Origin of the sequence: Pseudochrobactrum saccharolyticum (assembly GCF_008801715.1) — a bacterium.
Lineage (GTDB): Bacteria > Pseudomonadota > Alphaproteobacteria > Rhizobiales > Rhizobiaceae > Pseudochrobactrum > Pseudochrobactrum saccharolyticum.
The window spans coordinates 1,396,424-1,416,409 of sequence record NZ_VZPG01000001.1; the positions used below are offsets into that span (position 1 = coordinate 1,396,424).

Here is a 19,986-nt window from a genome sequence, read left to right on the forward strand (position 1 = left end):
GAGAATGCGTTCAATAAACAAACTTCGCTGATCTTTCTGTCTTGCACCGGATAGTGGCATTATATTCATGATATTACAGTCATGAATTTGCCCCTGAGGTGAAAGGCAGTTAGAGAAGCCTTTGACATTCGCGTATCACGGACAGAGCCAGATGCAAACACCACGTTTAAAAATCGGAACACGTTCCAGCGCTTTAGCACTGGCACAGGCAGAAGAAACACGCGCACGCCTGATGGCTGCGCATGGTTTAAGCGAAACGGATGTTGAAATCGTGCCGATGTCCACACAGGGCGACCGTATTCAGGATCGTGCATTGTCGGAGATAGGTGGTAAAGGCCTGTTCACCCAAGAGATTGAAGATGCACTGTTACAGGGACGTATTGATATTGCAGTGCATTCCTCCAAAGATATGCCGACGGTTTTGCCGGAGGGTTTGCATCTTTCCACCTATCTCGAACGCGAAGACCCGCGGGATGCTTTTGTCGGTAAAACCAGTGCAAAACTGACCGATCTGCCGCATGGGGCGACCGTTGGTTCATCCAGTTTGCGTCGTCAGGCACAAATCCGGCATATCCGTCCTGATCTCAATGTTATTATTTTTCGCGGCAATGTGAATTCCCGTCTGCGCAAGCTCGATGAAGGTCAGGTTGATGGTACATTTCTCGCTTTTGCAGGACTGAAGCGCCTCGGGCTTGAGCATGTGGTCACAGAATTGATGGATACAGAACGGTTTTTACCTGCTCCGGGACAGGGCGCGATAACCATTGAAAGCCGTGTGAATGATGCGCGGGTTGATGCGCTGCTTAAGCCGCTCAATCATGAAGAGACATTTATCCGCCTGACTTGTGAACGTGCATTTCTGGCGCAGCTTGACGGTTCCTGCCGCACGCCGATTGCCGGTCTGGCGGAAGTTAAAGATGGGCATTTGCATTTCTCCGGTATGATTTTGACACCGGACGGTTCACGCCTGCATCGCGTTTTCATAGATGGTGCTGCAGCAGATGCGGCGGCGCTGGGCAAGGAAGCCGCGGAGCGGATCCGTGCAGAAGCCGGTGCTGATTTCTTCACCAGCTGGGCTTGAAACATGCGCAGGGTTCTGGTCACACGCCCGCAACCGGATGCAGCTTTAACCGCCGCTAAACTTGAAACGGCAGGTTATCTGCCGTCTTGTCTGCCGGTGAGTGAAACTGTGGCGACGGGCGCATCATTGCCGCTGGGCAGTTTTGATGCCGTTGCTGTGACCAGCGCCAATGCCTTGCGCCATATCAATTCTGATTTACTGGCACCCTACCGGCATTTGCAGCTTTATGCAGTTGGCGAGAAAACGGCATCTGTTGCGCGGGATGCGGGCTTTGAGACAATCTATGCCGGTGACGGCTGGGGGCTGCATCTGGGGCGCCATGTGGCAGCTGTTATGTCTGCGGGCAGCCATGTGCTTTATCTGACCGGCAAAATCCGGCGGCCGGATTTTGAGGCGCAACTGTCAGCGGCCGGTATCAATCTGACGGTTACTGAGACCTATGACACCCGCCCTGTTGCCTATAGCGATGCCGAGCTGAACGGGATTGCTGATACCGGCAGGGCAGAGGTGATTTTGCTCTATTCCGCTGTCGCTGCACGGCAGTTTGTTGCACTGGACAAGCAGGCAAAGGGTGCTTTTATCCAGAACGCGAAATATATTTTTTGTCTTTCTCAGCGGATTGCTGCAGAATTACCAGATAACTGGAATGCGCAGGTGCGTATCAGTGAAATGCCGGATGAGGATGCTTTATTACGCCTGCTGGCATTGATCTGACGAAAATATGCAACCATTTGTTCAATTTCGTCATTTAGGTTGCATCTGAAGTTTAAAATACAGATTTTGCGAGAGGACTCATGGCTAAATCCACAGTGTCACGTCACAGCAAGACCACCCGTAAACCGGTGGTGATTGATCTTGATCCGTCTGATGTGAAAGCTGTTGAGGCATCCGCTGCAAAATCTGCGGGTAAAACTGTGCCGGATGCAGAGCCGGTGGGTGATCCGAAACCTGTGGCACAACCGGCTGCAAAATCTTCCGCACCACCACCGCCAAAAGCGCATGTTGAAGCGAAACCTGCAACCTCGGTTCCGCCGCAGAGCACATCCCGACCGGCTTCTTCAGCCGGTGTTTCCGGCCCTAATCCTTTTGCATCAGGAAAAACCATGAATTCTGCCACCAGTCCAACGCCGCAGACGAAAAAAACAACTTCGCCCTGGATTGCCGGACTGGCGGGTGGTGTGATTGTTCTGCTGGGTACGACCGCACTGCAATGGGCGGGGCTGGGTTTGTTTCCGGCACAGACCAGCAATCGTGATGAGGCGGCAATTGCAGAAATCGCAGATCTGAAACAGCAGATCGCCGGTTTGCAGGCCGCAACCAAACCGGATGCGGATTTGTTAGCACGTCTGGAAGCCGCAGAGAAAAATGCTGCAGAAGCTCAGCAACGCCTGAATGCACTACCGCAAGCCAGTGAAATACCAGCCGGAAATGATGAGGCGATCCGTGCCGATGTGACAGCTTTGCAGGAGCAACTGAAAGCGCTGGCAGGGCAGGCGCAGCCTGCGGATAGCGCGCTGGTGAATGGTCTGACCGAGCGCCTGAATGCGATGGAAACAAAGCTCAATACGATCGGCTCTCAGGCAGAACAGGCCAATGCCGCATTAAATACTGATACGGACGAGGTCAAAGCACTGCAACAGCAATTGGGTGCTTTGCAGACGAAGATTGATGCGCAGGCCACGCAGCCGGATATGGCAGCGATTATTGCGGCTAATGCTTTGAAATCAGCGATTGATCGCGGTGGTTCTTATCTGAATGAATTGCAGACCTATAAATCATTGCTGCCGGAGCAGGCAGGTTCTGTTGCTGCGCTTGAAGCGCAGGCGGAAATCGGTATTCCGACACTAAGCCAGCTGAACACACAATTCGCATCATTGGCGGATGATATGGTGGCCGCGGTGAACAAACCTGCGGCAGATGCCGGTATCTGGGATCAGCTGGTGGGCAGTGCAAAAAATCTGGTGCGGTCGCGACCAATCGGTGATGTCGCTGGTTCCGGCGTCGGGCCAGCGACTGCACGCATAGAATTTGCGTTGCAAAATGGGGACGTGCAGCGGGCTATGACCGAATGGGCGCAATTGCCGGAAGCCGCCAAACAAGTTGGTCAGAGCTTTTATAATGCATTGAATGCACGGCGCGATGCGGATGCATTGCTTGCACAGCTGATGACCGCTTCAACGCAGGCATCTGAGCCAAAACCGGCTGCGCAATAAGCGAAACAGGAAAGGGAGAACGGTATGATACGGGTAATCCTGTTTCTTGTTGTAGTCGCAGTGCTGGGGCTAGGGTTTGGCTGGTTGGCGGATCGTCCCGGTGATCTGGTGTTCACTTTTGCCGGAGAACGGCACAATATTTCTCTGATGACCGCCGCCAGTATGGTTGTGGCTGCCATTGCCTGTGCCATGCTGTTGTGGTGGATCGTCAAAAATCTTGTTCGCTCGCCTTATATTTTGCAGCGTCATTTTCGTGCCCGCAAGCGTGACCGTGGCTATCAGTCACTCTCGACCGGCCTGATTGCTGCCGGTGCCGGTGATGCCGAAGCGGCGCGGCGTATGAGCAAACAGGCATCCAAATTGCTGAGCGTGGATCAGGAGCCGCTGATCCGGCTGCTTGATGCGCAAACCGCTTTATTGGAAGGGCGCAAAGATGATGTGCGCCGTTATTTTGAAGAAATGATTGCTGATCCTGAAACTAAATTGCTGGGTTTGCGGGGATTATATCTCGAGGCCAGCCGTGAAGGCGTGCAGGAAGCAGCCTATCAATATGCGCAGGAAGCCAGCACTATGGCACCGCAGCTGGAATGGGCGTCGAATGCAGTGCTCGGACATAAGGTTTTGCAGGGCGATGTTACTGGTGCATTGCGGGTACTTGAGGCACGCAAGGCGGTTATTCCTTATGGCAAAGACGGTAAAGCTGCCCGTGAGACATTGAAACGCAACCGTGCGGTTTTGCTGACAGCACAGGCGATGGACAGTTTTGAAACGGATGCTGTGGCTTCCCGTGAGGCAGCGAATGAGGCGTTCAAGCTGGAACCGGAACTGATACCGGCTGCATTGATTGCTGCGCGTTGCTTGCTGCGTGACGGCAGTATCCGCAAGGGTAATCGTATTCTTGAAGCGGCATGGAAACGCGAGCCGCATCCTGAGATTGCCGAAGCCTATATTCACGGACGCGCCGGAGATACAGCGCTTGACCGGCTGAAAAAGGCGCGCCAGCTCGCAAGCTTACGCAGTCACCATGCGGAATCGGTTTTGATTGTTGCACGGGCTGCGCTGGATGCCGGAGAGCTGACGCTGGCACGGGAAAATGCCGAAGCTGCATTGAAGCTTAATCCGCGTGAAAGCGCTTATTTGCTGATGGCTGATATTGAAGAAGCGCAGACAGGCGATCAGGGACGCGTGCGTGAATGGCTTGCACGGGCTGTCAAAGCGCCGCGCGATCCGGCATGGACGGCTGACGGTATTGTTTCTGACCATTGGGCACCGGCCTCGCCGGTGACAGGTCGCCTGAACGCCTTTGAATGGAGGGTGCCGTTTACGGAAATAGCGGCGGATACGTCTCCGGTTCTTGATGATGACAGTTTGAAAGAGCCGTTTTTACCCGTCACTTATTCGCGAGCGGAAGAGGCTGAGCCGGTAAACATGCCCGCGGTGAAGGAGCCGGTCTTTGCCGATGATCCTGATGATGCGGAAACTATGCCTCTTGTTGCGGATAAAACTAAAGCTGCTCCGAAGAAAACGGAACCGCAGGACAATAATCTGCGCAATGCCAAAGTAACTATTCTCACTGAGACGGGCGATAATCCTGCGGTGCAGGCCGCAAAGGATTCGCAGCCTGATAGTTCCGACGCTGCGAAGGATAAGCACAGTCTGATTGTTGATGATCCGGGTGTGGCGGCAGAACATGATGTGCCGTTGCGCAAGGAAGGGACGTTCCGGCTGTTTTAATACTGCGTCCGGTCGGGTTTGCAGAATGAAGTCCGTTAATTCCGTTGCAAAACAGTATTTTTGTTGCAGCTTGGTGACTCTGAGAAAGATTAGAAGATACTTGTAAGACAAAACATGTCTGTATGCTTGGCATCCTTCCGGATGCTGGTCTATGTGTAAGACCTGTCAAAGGCTGTATAAGCACTGGAGCATGTATGTTTGAGCGTCTGATCAGTTTTTTCAAAGAATTGCCGGGTTTGGATCCCTCGAAGAAAAAACAAACATTCTCTGATGAAGACCCGCGTCTGGCCGCTGCTGCATTGATGTTTCATGTCATTGAAGCGGATGGTGAGCAGCACGAAAAAGAGCGCAAACGTTTGTCGGATTTGCTGTCGCAGGCTTATGATTTGCAAGGCGATGACTTGCAGGCTTTGATTAAAGCGGCAGAAGTTGCGGATCAGGAATCGATTGATCTTTATCGTTTCACCAGTGTTTTGAAACGCCATCTGGATGTGCCGGCTCGTTTGAGCTTTATCGAGGTGCTGTGGGAAATGGTTTATGCCGATGGTGATGTCGGTGAAATCGAAGATAATATTATGTGGCGTATTGCCGAGCTGATCGGTGTGGATCAGGAGCAGCGCATCGGGATTAAATTACGGGTCGCTGAGCGTGCCCGTTCAATGCGCGATGCCTTGGCTTCAATATCCATGGCTGAAGAGCAGACCAATGCCGAGGCCGAAAAGGCTGAATAAAAGCAGCGGATTTGAAAGAGTGAAGGCCGTCATTGACGGCCTTTTTTATTTGTCGCGGTCAATCAGTCTTTCGCGAGAAGACCTTTCCAGATGATTGCGCCGATAGCGGCACCGATCAGCGGAGCAACCCAGAACAACCAAAGCTGGCTGATGGCAGCTGTATCTGCGAACAGGGCTGCAGCTGTGGAGCGGGCCGGATTGACGGATGTATTGGTTACCGGAATTGAAATCAGGTGGATCAATGTCAGACCGAGACCAATCGCGATTGGTGCAAAACCGGCCGGTGCCCGCGATGAGGTGGAGCCGAGAATAATAATCAGGAAGAAGGCAGTCAGCACGACTTCAATGGCAAGGGCTGCCCCAAGGCTATATTTGCCTGGTGAAAGATCGCCGTAGCCGTTGGAAGCGAAGCCGCCTGCGCTGAAATCAGCTTTACCGCTGGCAATAAAATACAGAATTGCAGCAGCAATAATGCCGCCGACCAGCTGTGCGATCCAGTAGGGAATGAGGTCTTTAGCCTCAAAGCGCCCGCCCAGAGTAAGGCCGAGAGTGACAGCCGGATTGAAATGTCCGCCCGAAATACCACCGACAGCATAGGCCATTGTCAGGACAGTCAGACCGAATGCCAGCGCGACACCGGCAAAGCCGATACCCAGTTCCGGAAAGGCTGCAGCGAGAACGGCGCTGCCGCAACCGCCGAAGACCAGCCAGAAGGTGCCAAAACACTCTGCCGACAATTTATTCATCATGGAAGGCGTATCTTGCATGTTAATCCCCGTAGACGATTGAACAAAAATGAAATCTGCACGGAACTTATATTGCCCGCCGAATATGGACAGATTTGTCAGGATTGAACAGTCTTTTTTTGAACACAATTGGTGTAAATATTTGTCTTACAAAGAAATATTCTGTCTTATATTATAATTATTATAAAATAGGCGCAGATGTCAGGCCGAGGGTAAGCAACTATCCTGTTATTAACCGGCAGCAACAGACGGCTGATTGCAGGATTGTGGCGGTTTTCACTTTTTCGGGCTGTTATGGTGTTTTAAAGTGTTGTACCGTCTTGGAAATTCATGAGCGGTTTCGACGCTTTATAAGGTTTCGGGATAATATTAACGGTTTCCGGAGTACCGGCTTGATGTCTAGGTTCGAGCGCCGACTGGCTTTTAATTTCAAACTGTTCTGTTTGCCTTTGGCTGCTGTGCTGGCAGGTTGCACAGGGACTGCAACGGCATGGACTGAAAAAGTCACGATTGAACAGGTTGAACTGCCAAAAGAATGCGCCGGATGGCAAAAGATTAATATGAAGCAGCGTGCTTATTACATGCTGATGCGTGATGATCCTGCGCTGATTATGGAAATTGATTCCCATAATCTTAAAGGTAAAAATCTTGGTTGCTGGCAATAGCCGTATGGCGGTGTGACATGGCAGCTTCATTGAAACATGCAGGGCTGCTCAACTGATTCAGGGTAAATGATGCATCTGGATATTATAGAGCTGCAGTCATTTTATTCGACAGCATTGGGCAAACTGGCTGCTTCGGTTATTACGTCAGCACTGGATCCTTTATGGCTGCCAATGCCGCAGGAGCGGCTTGTCGGGATCGGCTATACGCTGCCTTATCTGGATCATTTTGCTTCACAAGCGGAGCGGGCATTTGCTTTTATGCCAGCACGGCAGGGCGCAACCGGCTGGCCGCATGGCGAGGCACTGAGCACGGCGCTGGTCTATGATGAGGAGCTGCCTTTGCCGGATAGTTCTGTAGACCGCATCTTACTGGTACATACGCTTGAATTTTCTGAAAGCAGCGCGGAAACGCTGAAAGAAATGTGGCGTGTCTTATCACCGAACGGACAGTTGATCGTCGTGGTGCCAAACCGCCGTGGTGTCTGGGCGCGTATGGAACATACGCCTTTCGGCAGCGGACGCCCCTTCAGTCGCGGGCAGTTATTGCAGGCTTTCAGAGAAGCCAATTTCACGCCGGGAAAAGTGGTCAATGCGCTGCATGTGCCGCCGACACGCTGGCGTTGGCTGCAACAATCATCCGGCTTGATAGAAACGGTCGGAACCCGTCTCTGGCCGTTGTTTGGCGGGGTGGTGATCGGGGAGGCGCATAAGCGCCTCTATCAGGGACTGCCGGTGCTGAAGCGTGCTTCACGCCGTGTTTTCGTGCCGGTGCTGACACCGCAGGGGACAGCACGGCAGCAGCCGGTGAAGGTGAAAATTCACGATCACCGTGAGCGCTCCGGTCAATAAACCGGATTTAAGAAATTATGCTCTAGCGTTTAAGCAGAAAAACAGCCTGCTGGCCGAGCAGGTTCCACATGCCCCATGGCAGGCTGAACGGCATGCGCTCACCATTACGGTTCAGTGCCACAGCATCTTCAACTGTTGCACCAACCTCTTTGGTCATATCGACAAAATCACGGATGGTGCAGAAGTGAATATTCGGCGTATCATACCAGCTGAACGGCAGTTCTTTGGTTACCGGCATGCGGCCGCGAAACAGCAGTGAACCACGCACCCGCCAGTAGCCGAAATTCGGAATGGAAACGATCGCACGCTCACCGATGCGTAGTAATTCGCTCAGGACCTTTTTCGGATTAAGCGTGGCCTGCAAAGTCTGTGACAGGATCACATAATCGAAGCTTGAATCGGGATAATAGACCAGATCACGGTCAGCATCGCCTTGTATCACCGACAATCCGCGCATCAGGCACTGGTTCACACCGCTTTGTGATAATTCCACGCCGCGTCCGTCTACATTGCGGCTGTCGCGCAGCAATTGCAGCAATTCACCATCACTGCAGCCCACATCCAGAACCCGTGTTCCTGGGCGTACCAGCGAGGCGATAATATCAAAATCAACGCGGTTATGGATATGCAGGTTTTCGGTATTTTCAGCTGTGAAAAATGTCGTATCGCCTGAACCGGCTTTGGTATCAGTCATCGGATTACAGACCTTTCGCACGGGCTGCGGAGCGGATGAAACCGTCAATGGTTGAGAAAAGAACCGGTTCATCCAGCAGGAAAGCATCGTGCCCGCGGTCGGTTTCGATTTCAACGAATGAAACAGACGCCCCTGCAGCATTCAGCGCATGGACAACGAGACGGCTCTCGGATGTCGGGAACAGCCAATCGCTGGAGAAGGATGCAACGAAAAAGCGGGTTTTGGTGCCGGAAAAAGCCGAAGCCAATAAGCCGTTATGTTCTGCTGCCATGTCGAAATAATCCATGGCACGGGTCAGATAGAGATAGGAATTGGCGTCAAAACGGTCAACGAAGCTGTTACCCTGATGGCGCAGATAGCTCTCAATTTGGAAGTCAGCTTCAAAACCGAAGGTAATATTGGTGCGATCCTGCAGATTGCGCCCGAATTTACGGTGCAGCGCGGCTTCCGACAAATAGGTGATATGCGCTGCCATCCGCGCAACCGACAGGCCTTTGCGCGGAACGGAGTCCGATTGGGTAAGATATTGACCGTTGAGCCACAGCGGGTCGGCCATGACCGCCTGACGGCCAACCTCGTTAAAAGCGATATTCTGCGCTGACAAACGCGCGCCGCTGGCCAGAACCACAGCCGAGAAAACCTTGTCCGGATAGCTTGATGCCCATTGCAGCACCTGCATACCACCAACGGAGCCGCCGACAACAGCCAGCAGTTGCTCAATACCGAAATGATCGACCAGCATCGCCTGTGCCCGCACCATATCGCCGATCGTTATGATTGGCAGATCAAGTGCGTAAGGTTTGCCGGTTGCCGGATTAATGGATGCAGGGCCGGTTGAGCCCATGCAGCTGCCGATAACATTGGAACAGAGCACAAAATAACGGTCAGTATCAATCGGCTTGCCGGAGCCGACAAGTGAAGTCCACCAGCCGTCTTTACCGGTGAGCGGATTGGTGCTGGCAACATGCTGATCGCCGGTCAGGGCATGGCAGATCAGGATGGCATTGCTCTTATCGGCATTGAGTGTGCCATAGGACTGATAAGCGAGCTGAAACGGGCTCAGAACGGAACCGCTGTCGAGTTGAAGCGGTTTGTCTTCACCAAAATACACCACAGGACTGTTCGGCTGAACAGCTTCCTGATTGCGGTTGTCTGATAGGGCGGCAGTTTCAGCTGATATCGTCATAAAACATGTCTGCGTCAGAGCATTTTCAGGTCTGTTTGCAACAAACCCAATGCCCTAATTCCCTGATTTTACGCATAATCCTCTCCGAAAGCCGATTTGTTTTTCGGGATTCTGCGTTAGAATTTGTCCGGTGACCGGAACTGGATGCGGATATGCAGGCAATTTCTGCCTGTTTTGCGCATTTTTGACTAGCCGGCCGCGTTGGTGATTTCAGATATTTTTATCTGAAACTACTGCGATCTAGGGGCTAGAGGGGTTTAAAGTCAAGGTTTCTCTCGACTTGTTCTGCGATGCGGTTTATGCCGCTAAAGTCATTCGGTTTCAGCGGGAATATTTCGCTGGTCACAGACCGGCAAATGTTTCTGCAATGCTGTTTCCGTACATAATCTCTATCAACAATACAGGCTCTTAATATTGGATAAGAATGATGAACGATTTCGCGAAAGCTCAACGCCCGACACCTAAAGCCGGCGTCATGGATATTGCTGCTTATGTTCCTGGCAAAGCCACCGTTCACGGTGTTGCCAAAGTGCACAAGCTGTCTGCCAATGAAAGCCCGCTGGGTGCAAGCCCGCATGCTGTTGAAGCCTATCGTGCAACCGATCATTATCTGAGCTCTTATCCGGACGGCGAAGTCATTGCGCTGCGTCAGGCCATTGCGGAAACGCAAGGCCTGAATATTGAGAATATTCTCTGCGGCAACGGTTCGGATGAATTGCTCGGCCTGTTGTGCCAGACCTATCTGGCACCGGGTGATGAAGCGATTTTCACCGATCACGGTTTTCTGGTCTATAAAATCCAGACATTGGCGGCCGGTGCAAAACCGGTGATCGTGAAAGAAAAGGACACGGTGATTGATGTGGATGCGGTACTTGCTGCGGTCACAGACAAGACCAAGGTTGTTTTCATCACCAATCCGGGCAATCCGACCGGTACTTATGTCCCGTTTGAGGAAGTGAAGCGCCTGCATGCCGGCCTGCCGCCGCATGTTCTGCTGGTGCTGGATGCGGCCTATGCGGAATATGTGCGCAAGAATGATTATGATGCAGGTGTGGCCCTGGTCTCTGCGAGCGACAATGTGGTGATGACCCGCACATTCTCGAAGATTCACGGCCTGCCTGCGCTGCGTATCGGCTGGATGTATGCACCATTGCATGTCACAGACGCGGTGAACCGTGTGCGCGGACCTTTCAACATGAACAGCGCGGCGATTGCTGCCGGTACTGCGGCAATCCGCGACCGCGATCATGTGCAGAAAGCCTGTGCGTTCAATGCGGAATGGGCGCAGTGGCTGACAGACGAGTTCACCAAGCTCGGTCTGAAAGTTACACCTTCAGTCACCAATTTCCTGCTGGTGCATTTCCCTGACACACAGAACAAGTCTGCCGCCAAAGCGGACGTATATCTGCAGTCCAAGGGATATATTCTGCGTCGCGTGACATCCTATGGCTTCCCTGAAGCCCTGCGGATGAGCATCGGCTCGGAAGAAGCCAATCGCGGTGTGATTGCCGCTCTCACAGAATTTTTGAAGTCCTGATATGTCTGATATTCATTTTAATAAAATTGCGCTGATCGGTATTGGTCTGATCGGTTCGTCGCTGGCTCGTGTCATCCGCCGTGAAGGTCTGGCTGGTCATATTGCTATTGCTACTCGCAGTCCTGAAACGCTGAAACGCGCGGAAGAACTGGGGCTGGGCGACAGTTACACCACGGATAATGCGGTTGCGGTGCAAGATGCTGATCTGGTGATTGTATCTGTGCCGGTTGGCTCGTCCGGTCTGGTTGCGAGCCAGATTGCCGGCAGCCTCAAAGCCGGTGCGATTGTCACCGATGTGGGCTCTACAAAAGGCTCGGTGATTGCGCAGATGCAGCCGGAATTGCCGGATCATGTGCATTTCATTCCGGGACATCCGATTGCCGGTACCGAATATTCAGGGCCGGATGCAGGCTTTGCTGATCTGTTCATCAACCGCTGGTGCATTCTCACACCGCTGCCGGATACGGATGCAGATGCGCTGGCAAAACTCAATGCGTTCTGGGAAGCCTGCGGTTCCAAAACAGACCAGATGGATCCGCAGCATCATGATCTGGTATTAGCGATCGTTTCGCATCTGCCGCATATCATTGCCTATAATATTGTTGGTACGGCCAATGATCTGGAGAAGGTTACTGAATCAGAAGTGATTAAATATTCGGCTTCCGGTTTCCGTGACTTTACCCGTCTTGCGGCATCGGATCCGACCATGTGGCGCGACGTTTGCCTGCATAATAAGGATGCTATTCTGGAAATGCTTGGGCGTTTTTCGGAAGATCTGGCCTCATTGCAGCGGGCAATCCGCTGGAGTGACGGCGATGCCTTGTTTGACCTGTTTACGCGTACCCGCGCAATCCGCCGTGGCATTATTGATGCCGGTCAGGAAGTGGATGCACCGAACTTTGGCCGCGAAGCTGCAAGCAAGCAAAAGTAATATGCTAGGCTGCAAGCAAGCTAATAAATACGTGAGGCTGTTGCTTTGTTTAAATTAAAAATGAAAAACCCGCCATTCCGGCGGGTTTTTTGCATTAAAGGCGCGGTACGCGTCCCAGCGGGATAAAGCCGGCGCTGATTTTGCCTTCTTTGATGACTACCGGAACAATCGTTGCTCCTGTTTCATCTTTCGGCATGGAGCCGAGAGCAAAAACCACCGTATTGATATTTTTAGCCTGATCGGGAAAGGCGGCCTGCAATGTCTGGCCGATTGCCGGAGCATTGGTCAGACGGATTTTCAGATCCGCATTGGCCAGCCCTTCGCTGTCGACAGCAAGCGGGCCGCTGATGCTGATGCTGGCGCCGGACGGCAGCAGAAACAGCATCTGATTAAGCTGCAAGGATTTTCCGCGCAGCAGACTGCCGCTTTCATCAGGCTCTTTGAAGGCTGCGAGGCTTGCCGGAGAGGTGATATCAATCAGACCGTCGAGCTCCGGCAGGGCAGCCAGAGATTTGTCGCCGGTGAGGCGCAGATCATCAAAGGTCATTTTGGCCTGAAGCGGCTCTTCAAGACTGTTGAGATCAAATTGCAGGCCGAGCAAAGAGAGTGTTGCCGGTGCAGCCGCATTTTCAGCGGTCACAGTTTGCACGCGCAGATTATCGGCACTGAGGCTGATATTCTGTGGCGAACGGCCGTCAATGCGCGCAGATGCTTTGAGATTGTCCCAATCTGCTTTCAACGGGTCAGCGCCGGACATTGCAAGTGCCGCAGGGCCGGTGAGCTGTGTCTGCACCGTGCGGAAAGAGAGCAGGGAAGCGCCGACATTTACAGCACTGGTTGCAGCATTCAGCGTCTGATCTTTGTCACGGAAGTTAAAGCCGGAACAGCTGATATACATGGAGAAGGGATAGCCGCGTGCCGAGAGGGACTGACATTCCAGCGTTTCGCCCTGACCGGCAGTATTGGCTAGCTCAGTGCGAACGCGGTCTTTGGCCATGGAAGCAAGATAAAACCAGCCCGCCGTGTATAAAATGACGATGACCAGAGCAAAGAGAATGCCCCATGTCATGCGTTTTGAGCTTTGCGGGTTAGGACGCGATTTAGCTACCATAGCTATGCCTCTCAGATTTCAAAGGGCATTCTGCTGACAGGGCAGAAGAACTCTTCTATAATCTTTTTATTCACAATGCCGCGCTGACAACACATCATGCGGTATTGTTTTGCAGATAAAAGTCATTCGGCGGTACATTTTTCTACACAAAATCATGCCGGAAAAATGTTTGCCTGTTGGGAAATGCGGGACACAGGGTGTAAACTATATGCCTGTGCATTCTATGCATTATATGAATTTGGCGAGACAAGCAAAAGCAAACAAATGACCCCAATGGATAGTTCACACACGGATTTCGTGTTCCAGAATAATGTGGCTGATTCCGGTTCTGACTTCTGGGTCTTCGGTTACGGGTCACTGATGTGGCGGCCGGGTTTTGACAGTGCCGAGAATATTCCGGCGCTGCTGACAGGCTTCAGCCGGTCTTTATGCATCTATTCTCATGTTTATCGCGGTACGCCTGAATTGCCGGGGCTGGTGCTGGGTCTGAACAGCGGCGGCTTCTGCCACGGACAGGCATTTCGCGTGACAGCGGACAACAGATTGCCGGTGATGAACTATCTGCGTGAACGTGAACAGATCAGCGGTGTTTATGTGGAAAAATGGCTGACGGTTGAACTGGCAGACGGCCGCGATGTCGAAGCATTGGTCTATGTGGCCGATCCCTTGCATAAACAATATGCAGGCGGTCTCAGTGCTGAGGATATGGCTTTGCTTGTCCGGCGCGCCAGTGGTCAGGCCGGACCAAACCGCGATTATGTTGCCAATACTGCCCGTCATTTACAGGCAATGGATATCTGGGATGAGCGGCTGGAAGCTGTTTTAAAGCTGCTGGATAATCATACAGACTGACAGGATTGATAGTTTTACCCGATCTTTGACTGACTTTTTCCGGTCTGTGATCTTGTGAATAGCAAGAGCGCTGTTTAAATGTGTCTCAACCTTTGCCCGTGCTGATACAAGCACCGGTGCAATGAACAGTCCGACTGAGTAGGAGACATTTATGCTCGCAATTTTGCAAACCGTTGATCTGGCGCTGGATATTTATACCTGGATCATCATTGCCAGTGCGGTGTTTTCCTGGCTGTATGCTTTTAACGTGGTCAATTCACGCAACCGCTTTGTCGCCTCGATCGGTGAGTTTCTTTACAAGGTGACAGAACCTGCATTGCGACCTATCCGTAAAATTTTGCCGGATCTCGGCGGTATTGATATTTCGCCGATTGTTCTGCTGCTGGCGATCTTCTTTGTCCGCCGCTTCATGTGGACGACATTGGCTCCGATGCTCTTAAGCTAATCAATAAAAAACCCGCTTGAAAGCGGGTTTTTTATTATCTGTGATTGAAAATCCGGCCACTTGGGAGATTGGCCAGTTTTTCAATTATTTCGCGTTTTTAGCGCGTTCGATCGCTTCAACGATGAATTTACGTGCGTAATCTTCATCGCCCCAGTCGCCGATCTTTACCCATTTGCCTGGCTCCAGATCTTTGTAATGTTCAAAGAAATGAGCAATCTGCTGCAGAGTGATTTCCGGCAGATCGGTGTAGTTATGAACTTTTTCATAACGACGGGTCAGCTTTGGTGACGGTACGGCGATGATTTTTTCATCTTTACCGGCATTGTCTTCCATCACGAGAACGCCGATCGGGCGAACATTGATGACGCAGCCCGGAATCAGCGGACGGGTGTTGCAAACCAGAACGTCAATCGGGTCGCCATCTTCCGACAGAGTGTGCGGAACAAAGCCGTAATTGCCCGGATAGGTCATTGGTGTGTAGAGAAAACGGTCGACGATCAGAGCGCCGGCGCTTTTGTCCATCTCGTATTTGATCGGATGACCACCGACCGGTACTTCGATAATGACGTTAACGTCTTCAGGAGGGTTGGAGCCGATGGAAATGGCATCGATATTCATGGGCGTGTCCTTTCATTTGGCGTTCTGATATCGGTTTTCGTGAAACCGTGCAACAAAAACGCAATTTCAGATAAAGCGGCTTATTGTCATGTTCGTGAAATTCTGAGCGCTGTTATGCCTTTGTTTCAGCCTCATTGCGCTGCGCCTGCAATTCCGCGAGGCGGGCTTTGGCTGTCGGCGGCATAGGCGGCGCATTATTATCCTGTGAGGCATGTACCAGAAATTCGTCACAAGCTGTTTCTGTGGCTTCAATCAGACGCTGCAAAAAGACTTCCTTATCCAGACCCGCTTCAATCGGCGGCAGAATACGGCAACGGATGGTGCCGGGATAGCGCAGGAATTTGCGGCGCGGCCAGTACAGACCGGCATTATGGGCAATTGGCACGACCGGCAGACCGAGATTGGCATAGAGATGGACGACACCATATTTATAGGCCGGTGGCGCACCGGGTGCGCGGCGTGTGCCCTCCGGATAGATCATGATCTGGCGCCCGTCAGCAATGGCTTCCTGCGTGCCGCCGGAAATGGAATGCAAAGCTTTGATCCCCGTACCGCGATCAACAGGGATCATTTTCATTTTCTTCAGATACCAGCCGAATAGCGGAATACGCATCAGGTCGCGTTTGAGAATATAAACCGGATCGGGCGTGTAAGACAAAAACGCATAAACATCCCAGAAAGACTGGTGTTTTGGTGCGCAAATATAGGCGCCTTCCGGCAGGTTTTCTGCCCCTTCGACCACAAAATCGGTGCCGACAATATATTTTTGCAGAAACAGATTGGAGCGTGCCCAGAATTTAGGGACGATCCATGCTTTTTTGCGCGGCAAAATCAAAGTGAGCGGTAAAAACAGGATCATCTGTATGATCAGACTGATATAGAAAGCCAGATTAAACAGCACTGACCGGATGACTATGATCATATCTTGTATCAGCCTTTTAATACGTGCATGACAGGTAAAATAGCTCGGTTTTAAACAGAGCGGTTCTTCAAATAGAAGAAAAATCAGCGCTTATCAATTCCGGACATCATTGCGTATCGATCAGCAACTTGTGTTTTAATCATTTTGGCTGAGACTGATATGCGCAAGAGCGCCAATATATTTGACATATTCGGTAAATAACACGCGCAGCGTATCGCCCTGACGCATCCAGTTATTGTTTTTCAGATCGCTGTTAATGACCGGATAGGGCAGGAGTTCGACATTACCGACCTGCCGTGACAATTCCAGAATTGAGCGTGGAATGTGGTAATTATTGGTTACAATGAATATGCGCTTGTAATTATGCTGTTTAATCCATTTGGCGCTTTCAACCGCATTGCCGATTGTGTTGAGTGCCGTACGATCGAGATCTACGCAGCAGGCAAATAAAGCCGGATCCGTTCTGGTAACACGCTGCAAGGCCTCGCGTTTGGTAGACGGATGAACGCCGCTGATCAGCAGCCGTTCTCCGCGTTTCTCTGCCAGCAGTTCCAGTGCGACTTCAATACGGGATTTCCCGCCGGTCAGAACGATAATCGCATCGGCTTTCTGATCGGCAGGTGGTGCCTGCAAATTGCTGACATGCTCGCTGAAAATGACAAATCCGATGCCGAGAGCAACGATCAATGAGAACAGGACAACCGCGACCGGCGGGATGCGTCTGCGCAGGCGCTTCAGCCAATGGCGAATAAAGCCGTCTTTAGAGATATGCACGGATGCTTCGCGGCCGGTTGTTTCTGCCGGTCGTTCGTCATTCTGCCGGTTTTGTTCCGCAGTGGCTGAAGCATTGTTTTGCACATGCATTGCCGTTTGGCCTGTTCATTTTCTTGTATCAGCGCAGATTGCTGTAACCTGCGCAAATCAGTCTTATAGTATAGAGCAGACAGGACAGCGGAGGAAACTGCTTTGTCCGCTGACTGTCCTAATCTTTGCTGCCGCTGATACTGTCCATATCTTTGAGCTGCCGGATCACGGTCAGACGGCTGGTCAGCATTGTGAGAATGCTGACAATGATAATTGTGGCGGCAATACCGATATAGCCTTCGCGTCCGATGGCAAAACTGCCAAACAAAGCTGCGGCCTGATCGCCTTCCGGCGTTGCCAGATTGCGGCTGGTCCACCAGGAAACAATCAGAAATACCAGCAAGGCCGCCGCGCCGCCGTAACAGGCACCTTTGAGTGCTGTGCGGAAGAAATGCCATTCAAATTCACGGGCAACAAAGCGGGCTTCTGCACCGATAAAATGCAGCACTTCAATAATATGGCTGTTTCCTGCCATCGCGCCACGCGTGGCAAAAATCACGGTCAGCACTGTGGCAGACAGCATCAGAAACAAGACACCCATACCGATCAGTACGGTTGTGTGCGCCATGGACACCAGACGATCCACCCATGTGCGGTGATCATCAAAACTGGCGCCGGGAATATTCTTCTGCAATTCCGAGCGCAGAGTTTCAAAATCCGGTGGATTTTGCTCGTCAATTGTCACCACCACGAGGCGGGGTACCGGCAATTCGTCAATGTCCAGACCGGTGCCGAGCCATGGTTCCAGCAGGCGTGCTGTAGCTGCACGGTCAACAATATTGGTGCCTGTGACACCGGCAAAACCGGATGCAATCTGACTGGCTTGTGCGAGGGCAGCTTCCATATCCTGACCGTCGACCGGCCGGATCTGAATTGTTGCTTCACGTGAAATCTGGCTCTGCCACTGGGCTGCCGATGCGCGCACCAGACTAACCCCGCCGATAGTGATGCAGGCGAGAAAGGTCATGATTGCGATAACGGTAATCAGCGTGGTGCCGGAAACACTGACCGGCGGTACAATCGGCGTTGGTCCGCGTTTTTCCCGTTTGCGCTTGCCCAGCAGTTCGAAAAAAATCCCGTGATAATGATCAATCGTTGCACGCAGGTCAGCCATAAATATCCAGCCTTCCCTGATCGAGAATCATACGGCGCGCATCTACCTGATCCATCAATGTCAGATCATGGGTGGCGATAATCACTGCAGTGCCGGAACGGTTAAGTTCCGCGAACAGGCGCAGCAGGCGGCGTGCCAGCGGCGGGTCCACATTACCGGTCGGCTCATCGGCCAGCAGAATTTCCGGCTGGTCAATCAGCGCTCGGGCAATAGCCGCACGTTGTTTTTCACCGCCTGACAGAACCGGTGGCAGCACATGCATACGGTCACCGAGACCAACCCACTGCATCAGTTCCTGCACTTCATGGCGGTAGGTTGCTTCTTCTTTGCCGCGAACACGCAATGGCAATGAAACATTCTCATAGGTCGTCATATGGTCGAGCAGGCGGAAATCCTGAAAGACGATGCCGATACGGCGGCGCAGCAATGGAATTTCACTGCGCTGCATTGTGGAGATGTCTTTGCCGAAAATCGTAATCAGGCCGCGTGTCGGTTTCAACGCCATGAAAAGCAGGCGCATCAGCGATGTTTTACCGGCACCTGACGGGCCGGTCAGAAACTGAAAGGAGCGCGGCGGAATATGAAAGGAAACATCCCGCAGGATTTCCGATCCCATGCCGTACCGTAATCCTACATTTTCAAAGCGAATCACTGATTATTTTCCCGATGTTTTTTGCCGGTTTTCTTATGGTTGCCGAACATTGACCCTTGTGGTTAATCTCGCGTTAATCTGCATGCAAGTTTGGCATTTTGAGGTTGAAAAAAGAATAGAAATTTTATGGCGCTTTGTGCACAGACCTGCTGTGTGTAACCGGATAAAACGCAGATTTGATGCGGAACAGGCGTAAATAATGTAAAACTGCCCTTTCAGCAAAAGGCGTAGTACTGTAACAGCTACTTTTTTCTTGCCGGAGATATTTCGGTTCAAGCAGTTTTAGGAAAAGTGGGAACCGCCTCGGCGGGGAAAACAATTCACCGGATTGTTTTCTTTTCCCGCTTCGATCCGTTAGAAACTGCGTAATATAAAATCCTAGTGCGGATTAAGACCGGAGACGTGTTTATGCCTTATGTAGGTGGCAGAAATCTTGAAGTTCTGTTCAGTGCGGAGCAGATTGCAGAACGCAATCGTGAACTGGCACAAAAAATTGCCGAGCGTAAGCTGGAACGGCCGCTGGCAGTTTCTATCCTCAAAGGCTCATTCATTTTTGCGGCAGACCTGATCCGCGCCATGCATGATGCCGGTGTTGAACCGGATGTGGAATTCATCACTGTCTCCAGCTATGGCGCAGGCACAAAGGGCGGCGAAATCCGTCTGGTGCGCGATATCGACAGCGATGTTGAAGGCCGCGATATTCTGCTGATTGATGATATTCTTGAATCCGGCAAAACGCTGAATTTTGTGCGTGAACTGATGATGTCACGCGGCGCACGCAGTGTGAGTATTGCTGTGCTGCTGGACAAGCCGGGTCACCGTAAGCTTGATCTTTATGCGGATTTCACAGCTTTTGAATGTCCGGATTATTTCGTTGTCGGCTATGGCATGGATGTGGCGCATTCTTTCCGCCAGCTGCCTTATGTCGGCCGCGTTATGGATGAGCAGGAATAAGATCCGACCATTCGCTGAATTTAAAAAGCCGCTCATGATTATGAGCGGCTTTTTTATAAATAGAGTAGTTCCAGTTAAGTCTGAATT

General features: G+C 51.8%; 21 protein-coding genes. 12 read left to right on the forward strand and 9 right to left on the reverse strand.

Annotated elements, in window-relative coordinates; all coding sequences use genetic code 11:
* Positions 1-151: 151 nt before the first annotated feature.
* From hemC to F7P81_RS06265, 5 genes are all read left to right on the forward strand, one after another.
* Positions 152-1,081 (forward strand): hydroxymethylbilane synthase, encoded by a 930-nt coding sequence (gene hemC / locus F7P81_RS06245; protein WP_075653867.1) that lies wholly within the window; start codon positions 152-154, stop codon positions 1,079-1,081.
* Between the two features lie 3 nt (positions 1,082-1,084).
* On the forward strand, positions 1,085-1,795 hold the full coding sequence (locus F7P81_RS06250; protein WP_151158878.1) for a uroporphyrinogen-III synthase: 711 nt from the start codon (positions 1,085-1,087) through the stop codon (positions 1,793-1,795).
* 80 nt (positions 1,796-1,875) lie between these two features.
* On the forward strand, positions 1,876-3,294 hold the full coding sequence (locus F7P81_RS06255) for a hypothetical protein (RefSeq protein WP_151158879.1): 1,419 nt from the start codon (positions 1,876-1,878) through the stop codon (positions 3,292-3,294).
* 24 nt (positions 3,295-3,318) lie between these two features.
* Positions 3,319-5,028, forward strand: coding sequence for a heme biosynthesis protein HemY (locus tag F7P81_RS06260; RefSeq protein WP_151158880.1), 1,710 nt, complete (start codon positions 3,319-3,321; stop codon positions 5,026-5,028).
* A 194-nt stretch (positions 5,029-5,222) separates the two neighbouring features.
* Positions 5,223-5,759 (forward strand): tellurite resistance TerB family protein, encoded by a 537-nt coding sequence (locus tag F7P81_RS06265; RefSeq protein WP_151158881.1) that lies wholly within the window; start codon positions 5,223-5,225, stop codon positions 5,757-5,759.
* A gap of 62 nt (positions 5,760-5,821) precedes the next feature.
* On the opposite strand, the gene aqpZ is transcribed toward F7P81_RS06265, so the two are convergent.
* Positions 5,822-6,508 (reverse strand): aquaporin Z, encoded by a 687-nt coding sequence (aqpZ, locus tag F7P81_RS06270; RefSeq protein ID WP_028233318.1) that lies wholly within the window; start codon positions 6,506-6,508, stop codon positions 5,822-5,824.
* A 392-nt stretch (positions 6,509-6,900) separates the two neighbouring features.
* Between aqpZ and F7P81_RS06275 the strand changes: the two genes are divergently transcribed.
* Entirely contained in the window at positions 6,901-7,170 is a 270-nt protein-coding gene (locus tag F7P81_RS06275; RefSeq protein WP_075653856.1) for a hypothetical protein, read from the forward strand.
* A gap of 69 nt (positions 7,171-7,239) precedes the next feature.
* Positions 7,240-8,019: a class I SAM-dependent methyltransferase gene (locus F7P81_RS06280; RefSeq protein ID WP_022709662.1), complete on the forward strand. Its 780-nt coding sequence runs from the start codon at positions 7,240-7,242 to the stop codon at positions 8,017-8,019.
* Between the two features lie 22 nt (positions 8,020-8,041).
* On the opposite strand, the gene metW is transcribed toward F7P81_RS06280, so the two are convergent.
* Both metW and metX read right to left on the reverse strand, forming a co-directional pair.
* Complete coding sequence (metW, locus tag F7P81_RS06285; RefSeq protein ID WP_151158882.1) at positions 8,042-8,713, reverse strand: methionine biosynthesis protein MetW; 672 nt, start codon at positions 8,711-8,713, stop codon at positions 8,042-8,044.
* 4 nt (positions 8,714-8,717) lie between these two features.
* Positions 8,718-9,899, reverse strand: a complete 1,182-nt coding sequence (metX, locus tag F7P81_RS06290) for a homoserine O-acetyltransferase MetX (protein WP_151158883.1) — start codon at positions 9,897-9,899, stop codon at positions 8,718-8,720.
* Positions 9,900-10,326: 427 nt separating this feature from the next.
* Here metX and F7P81_RS06295 point away from each other — a divergent pair, with 427 nt between their 5' ends.
* Positions 10,327-11,436: a pyridoxal phosphate-dependent aminotransferase gene (locus F7P81_RS06295; protein WP_151159004.1), complete on the forward strand. Its 1,110-nt coding sequence runs from the start codon at positions 10,327-10,329 to the stop codon at positions 11,434-11,436.
* A 1-nt stretch (position 11,437) separates the two neighbouring features.
* Positions 11,438-12,367: a prephenate/arogenate dehydrogenase family protein gene (locus tag F7P81_RS06300; protein ID WP_028233314.1), complete on the forward strand. Its 930-nt coding sequence runs from the start codon at positions 11,438-11,440 to the stop codon at positions 12,365-12,367.
* Positions 12,368-12,461: 94 nt separating this feature from the next.
* Here F7P81_RS06300 and F7P81_RS06305 read toward each other — a convergent pair whose 3' ends face one another.
* Complete coding sequence (locus tag F7P81_RS06305; RefSeq protein WP_151158884.1) at positions 12,462-13,478, reverse strand: DUF2125 domain-containing protein; 1,017 nt, start codon at positions 13,476-13,478, stop codon at positions 12,462-12,464.
* A gap of 312 nt (positions 13,479-13,790) precedes the next feature.
* Between F7P81_RS06305 and F7P81_RS06310 the strand changes: the two genes are divergently transcribed.
* Both F7P81_RS06310 and F7P81_RS06315 read left to right on the forward strand, forming a co-directional pair.
* The gene (locus F7P81_RS06310) at positions 13,791-14,330 is read left to right on the forward strand and encodes a gamma-glutamylcyclotransferase (RefSeq protein WP_028233312.1); all 540 of its coding nucleotides are present in this window, start codon (positions 13,791-13,793) and stop codon (positions 14,328-14,330) included.
* A 151-nt stretch (positions 14,331-14,481) separates the two neighbouring features.
* Entirely contained in the window at positions 14,482-14,775 is a 294-nt protein-coding gene (locus F7P81_RS06315) for a YggT family protein (RefSeq protein ID WP_151158886.1), read from the forward strand.
* Between the two features lie 84 nt (positions 14,776-14,859).
* On the opposite strand, the gene ppa is transcribed toward F7P81_RS06315, so the two are convergent.
* The 5 genes from ppa to ftsE form a co-directional block, all read right to left on the reverse strand.
* Positions 14,860-15,393 carry an inorganic diphosphatase gene (ppa, locus tag F7P81_RS06320; RefSeq protein WP_022709655.1) on the reverse strand — a complete coding sequence of 178 codons (534 nt, stop codon included), beginning with the start codon at positions 15,391-15,393 and terminating at the stop codon, positions 14,860-14,862.
* 112 nt (positions 15,394-15,505) lie between these two features.
* On the reverse strand, positions 15,506-16,315 hold the full coding sequence (locus F7P81_RS06325; protein WP_151158887.1) for a lysophospholipid acyltransferase family protein: 810 nt from the start codon (positions 16,313-16,315) through the stop codon (positions 15,506-15,508).
* Positions 16,316-16,450: 135 nt separating this feature from the next.
* Complete coding sequence (locus F7P81_RS06330; protein WP_246176040.1) at positions 16,451-17,173, reverse strand: YdcF family protein; 723 nt, start codon at positions 17,171-17,173, stop codon at positions 16,451-16,453.
* Positions 17,174-17,297: 124 nt separating this feature from the next.
* Complete coding sequence (locus F7P81_RS06335; protein ID WP_151158889.1) at positions 17,298-18,293, reverse strand: cell division protein FtsX; 996 nt, start codon at positions 18,291-18,293, stop codon at positions 17,298-17,300.
* Entirely contained in the window at positions 18,286-18,945 is a 660-nt protein-coding gene (gene ftsE / locus F7P81_RS06340; RefSeq protein WP_033315839.1) for a cell division ATP-binding protein FtsE, read from the reverse strand. The genes F7P81_RS06335 and ftsE overlap by 8 nt, the downstream gene beginning before the upstream one ends.
* A gap of 408 nt (positions 18,946-19,353) precedes the next feature.
* On the opposite strand from ftsE, the gene hpt reads away from it, so the two are divergent.
* Positions 19,354-19,899 carry a hypoxanthine phosphoribosyltransferase gene (hpt, locus tag F7P81_RS06345; protein WP_022709650.1) on the forward strand — a complete coding sequence of 182 codons (546 nt, stop codon included), beginning with the start codon at positions 19,354-19,356 and terminating at the stop codon, positions 19,897-19,899.
* Positions 19,900-19,986: the final 87 nt, after the last annotated feature.

Bases quoted from the DNA above. Each gene is read 5' to 3' on its own strand.
- F7P81_RS06265 (WP_151158881.1), top strand. From the start codon at position 5,223: ATGTTTGAGCGTCTGATCAGTTTTTTCAAAGAATTGCCGGGTTTGGAT.
- F7P81_RS06300 (WP_028233314.1), top strand. From the start codon at position 11,438: ATGTCTGATATTCATTTTAATAAAATTGCGCTGATCGGTATTGGTCTG.
- hpt (WP_022709650.1), top strand. From the start codon at position 19,354: ATGCCTTATGTAGGTGGCAGAAATCTTGAAGTTCTGTTCAGTGCGGAG.
- metX (WP_151158883.1), bottom strand. From the start codon at position 9,899: ATGACGATATCAGCTGAAACTGCCGCCCTATCAGACAACCGCAATCAG.
- ppa (WP_022709655.1), bottom strand. From the start codon at position 15,393: ATGAATATCGATGCCATTTCCATCGGCTCCAACCCTCCTGAAGACGTT.
- F7P81_RS06295 (WP_151159004.1), top strand. From the start codon at position 10,327: ATGAACGATTTCGCGAAAGCTCAACGCCCGACACCTAAAGCCGGCGTC.
- F7P81_RS06255 (WP_151158879.1), top strand. From the start codon at position 1,876: ATGGCTAAATCCACAGTGTCACGTCACAGCAAGACCACCCGTAAACCG.
- metW (WP_151158882.1), bottom strand. From the start codon at position 8,713: ATGACTGATACCAAAGCCGGTTCAGGCGATACGACATTTTTCACAGCT.
- F7P81_RS06275 (WP_075653856.1), top strand. From the start codon at position 6,901: ATGTCTAGGTTCGAGCGCCGACTGGCTTTTAATTTCAAACTGTTCTGT.
- aqpZ (WP_028233318.1), bottom strand. From the start codon at position 6,508: ATGATGAATAAATTGTCGGCAGAGTGTTTTGGCACCTTCTGGCTGGTC.
- F7P81_RS06280 (WP_022709662.1), top strand. From the start codon at position 7,240: ATGCATCTGGATATTATAGAGCTGCAGTCATTTTATTCGACAGCATTG.
- F7P81_RS06335 (WP_151158889.1), bottom strand. From the start codon at position 18,293: ATGGCTGACCTGCGTGCAACGATTGATCATTATCACGGGATTTTTTTC.
- F7P81_RS06315 (WP_151158886.1), top strand. From the start codon at position 14,482: ATGCTCGCAATTTTGCAAACCGTTGATCTGGCGCTGGATATTTATACC.
- F7P81_RS06260 (WP_151158880.1), top strand. From the start codon at position 3,319: ATGATACGGGTAATCCTGTTTCTTGTTGTAGTCGCAGTGCTGGGGCTA.
- F7P81_RS06305 (WP_151158884.1), bottom strand. From the start codon at position 13,478: ATGGTAGCTAAATCGCGTCCTAACCCGCAAAGCTCAAAACGCATGACA.
- F7P81_RS06325 (WP_151158887.1), bottom strand. From the start codon at position 16,315: ATGATCATAGTCATCCGGTCAGTGCTGTTTAATCTGGCTTTCTATATC.
- hemC (WP_075653867.1), top strand. From the start codon at position 152: ATGCAAACACCACGTTTAAAAATCGGAACACGTTCCAGCGCTTTAGCA.
- F7P81_RS06250 (WP_151158878.1), top strand. From the start codon at position 1,085: ATGCGCAGGGTTCTGGTCACACGCCCGCAACCGGATGCAGCTTTAACC.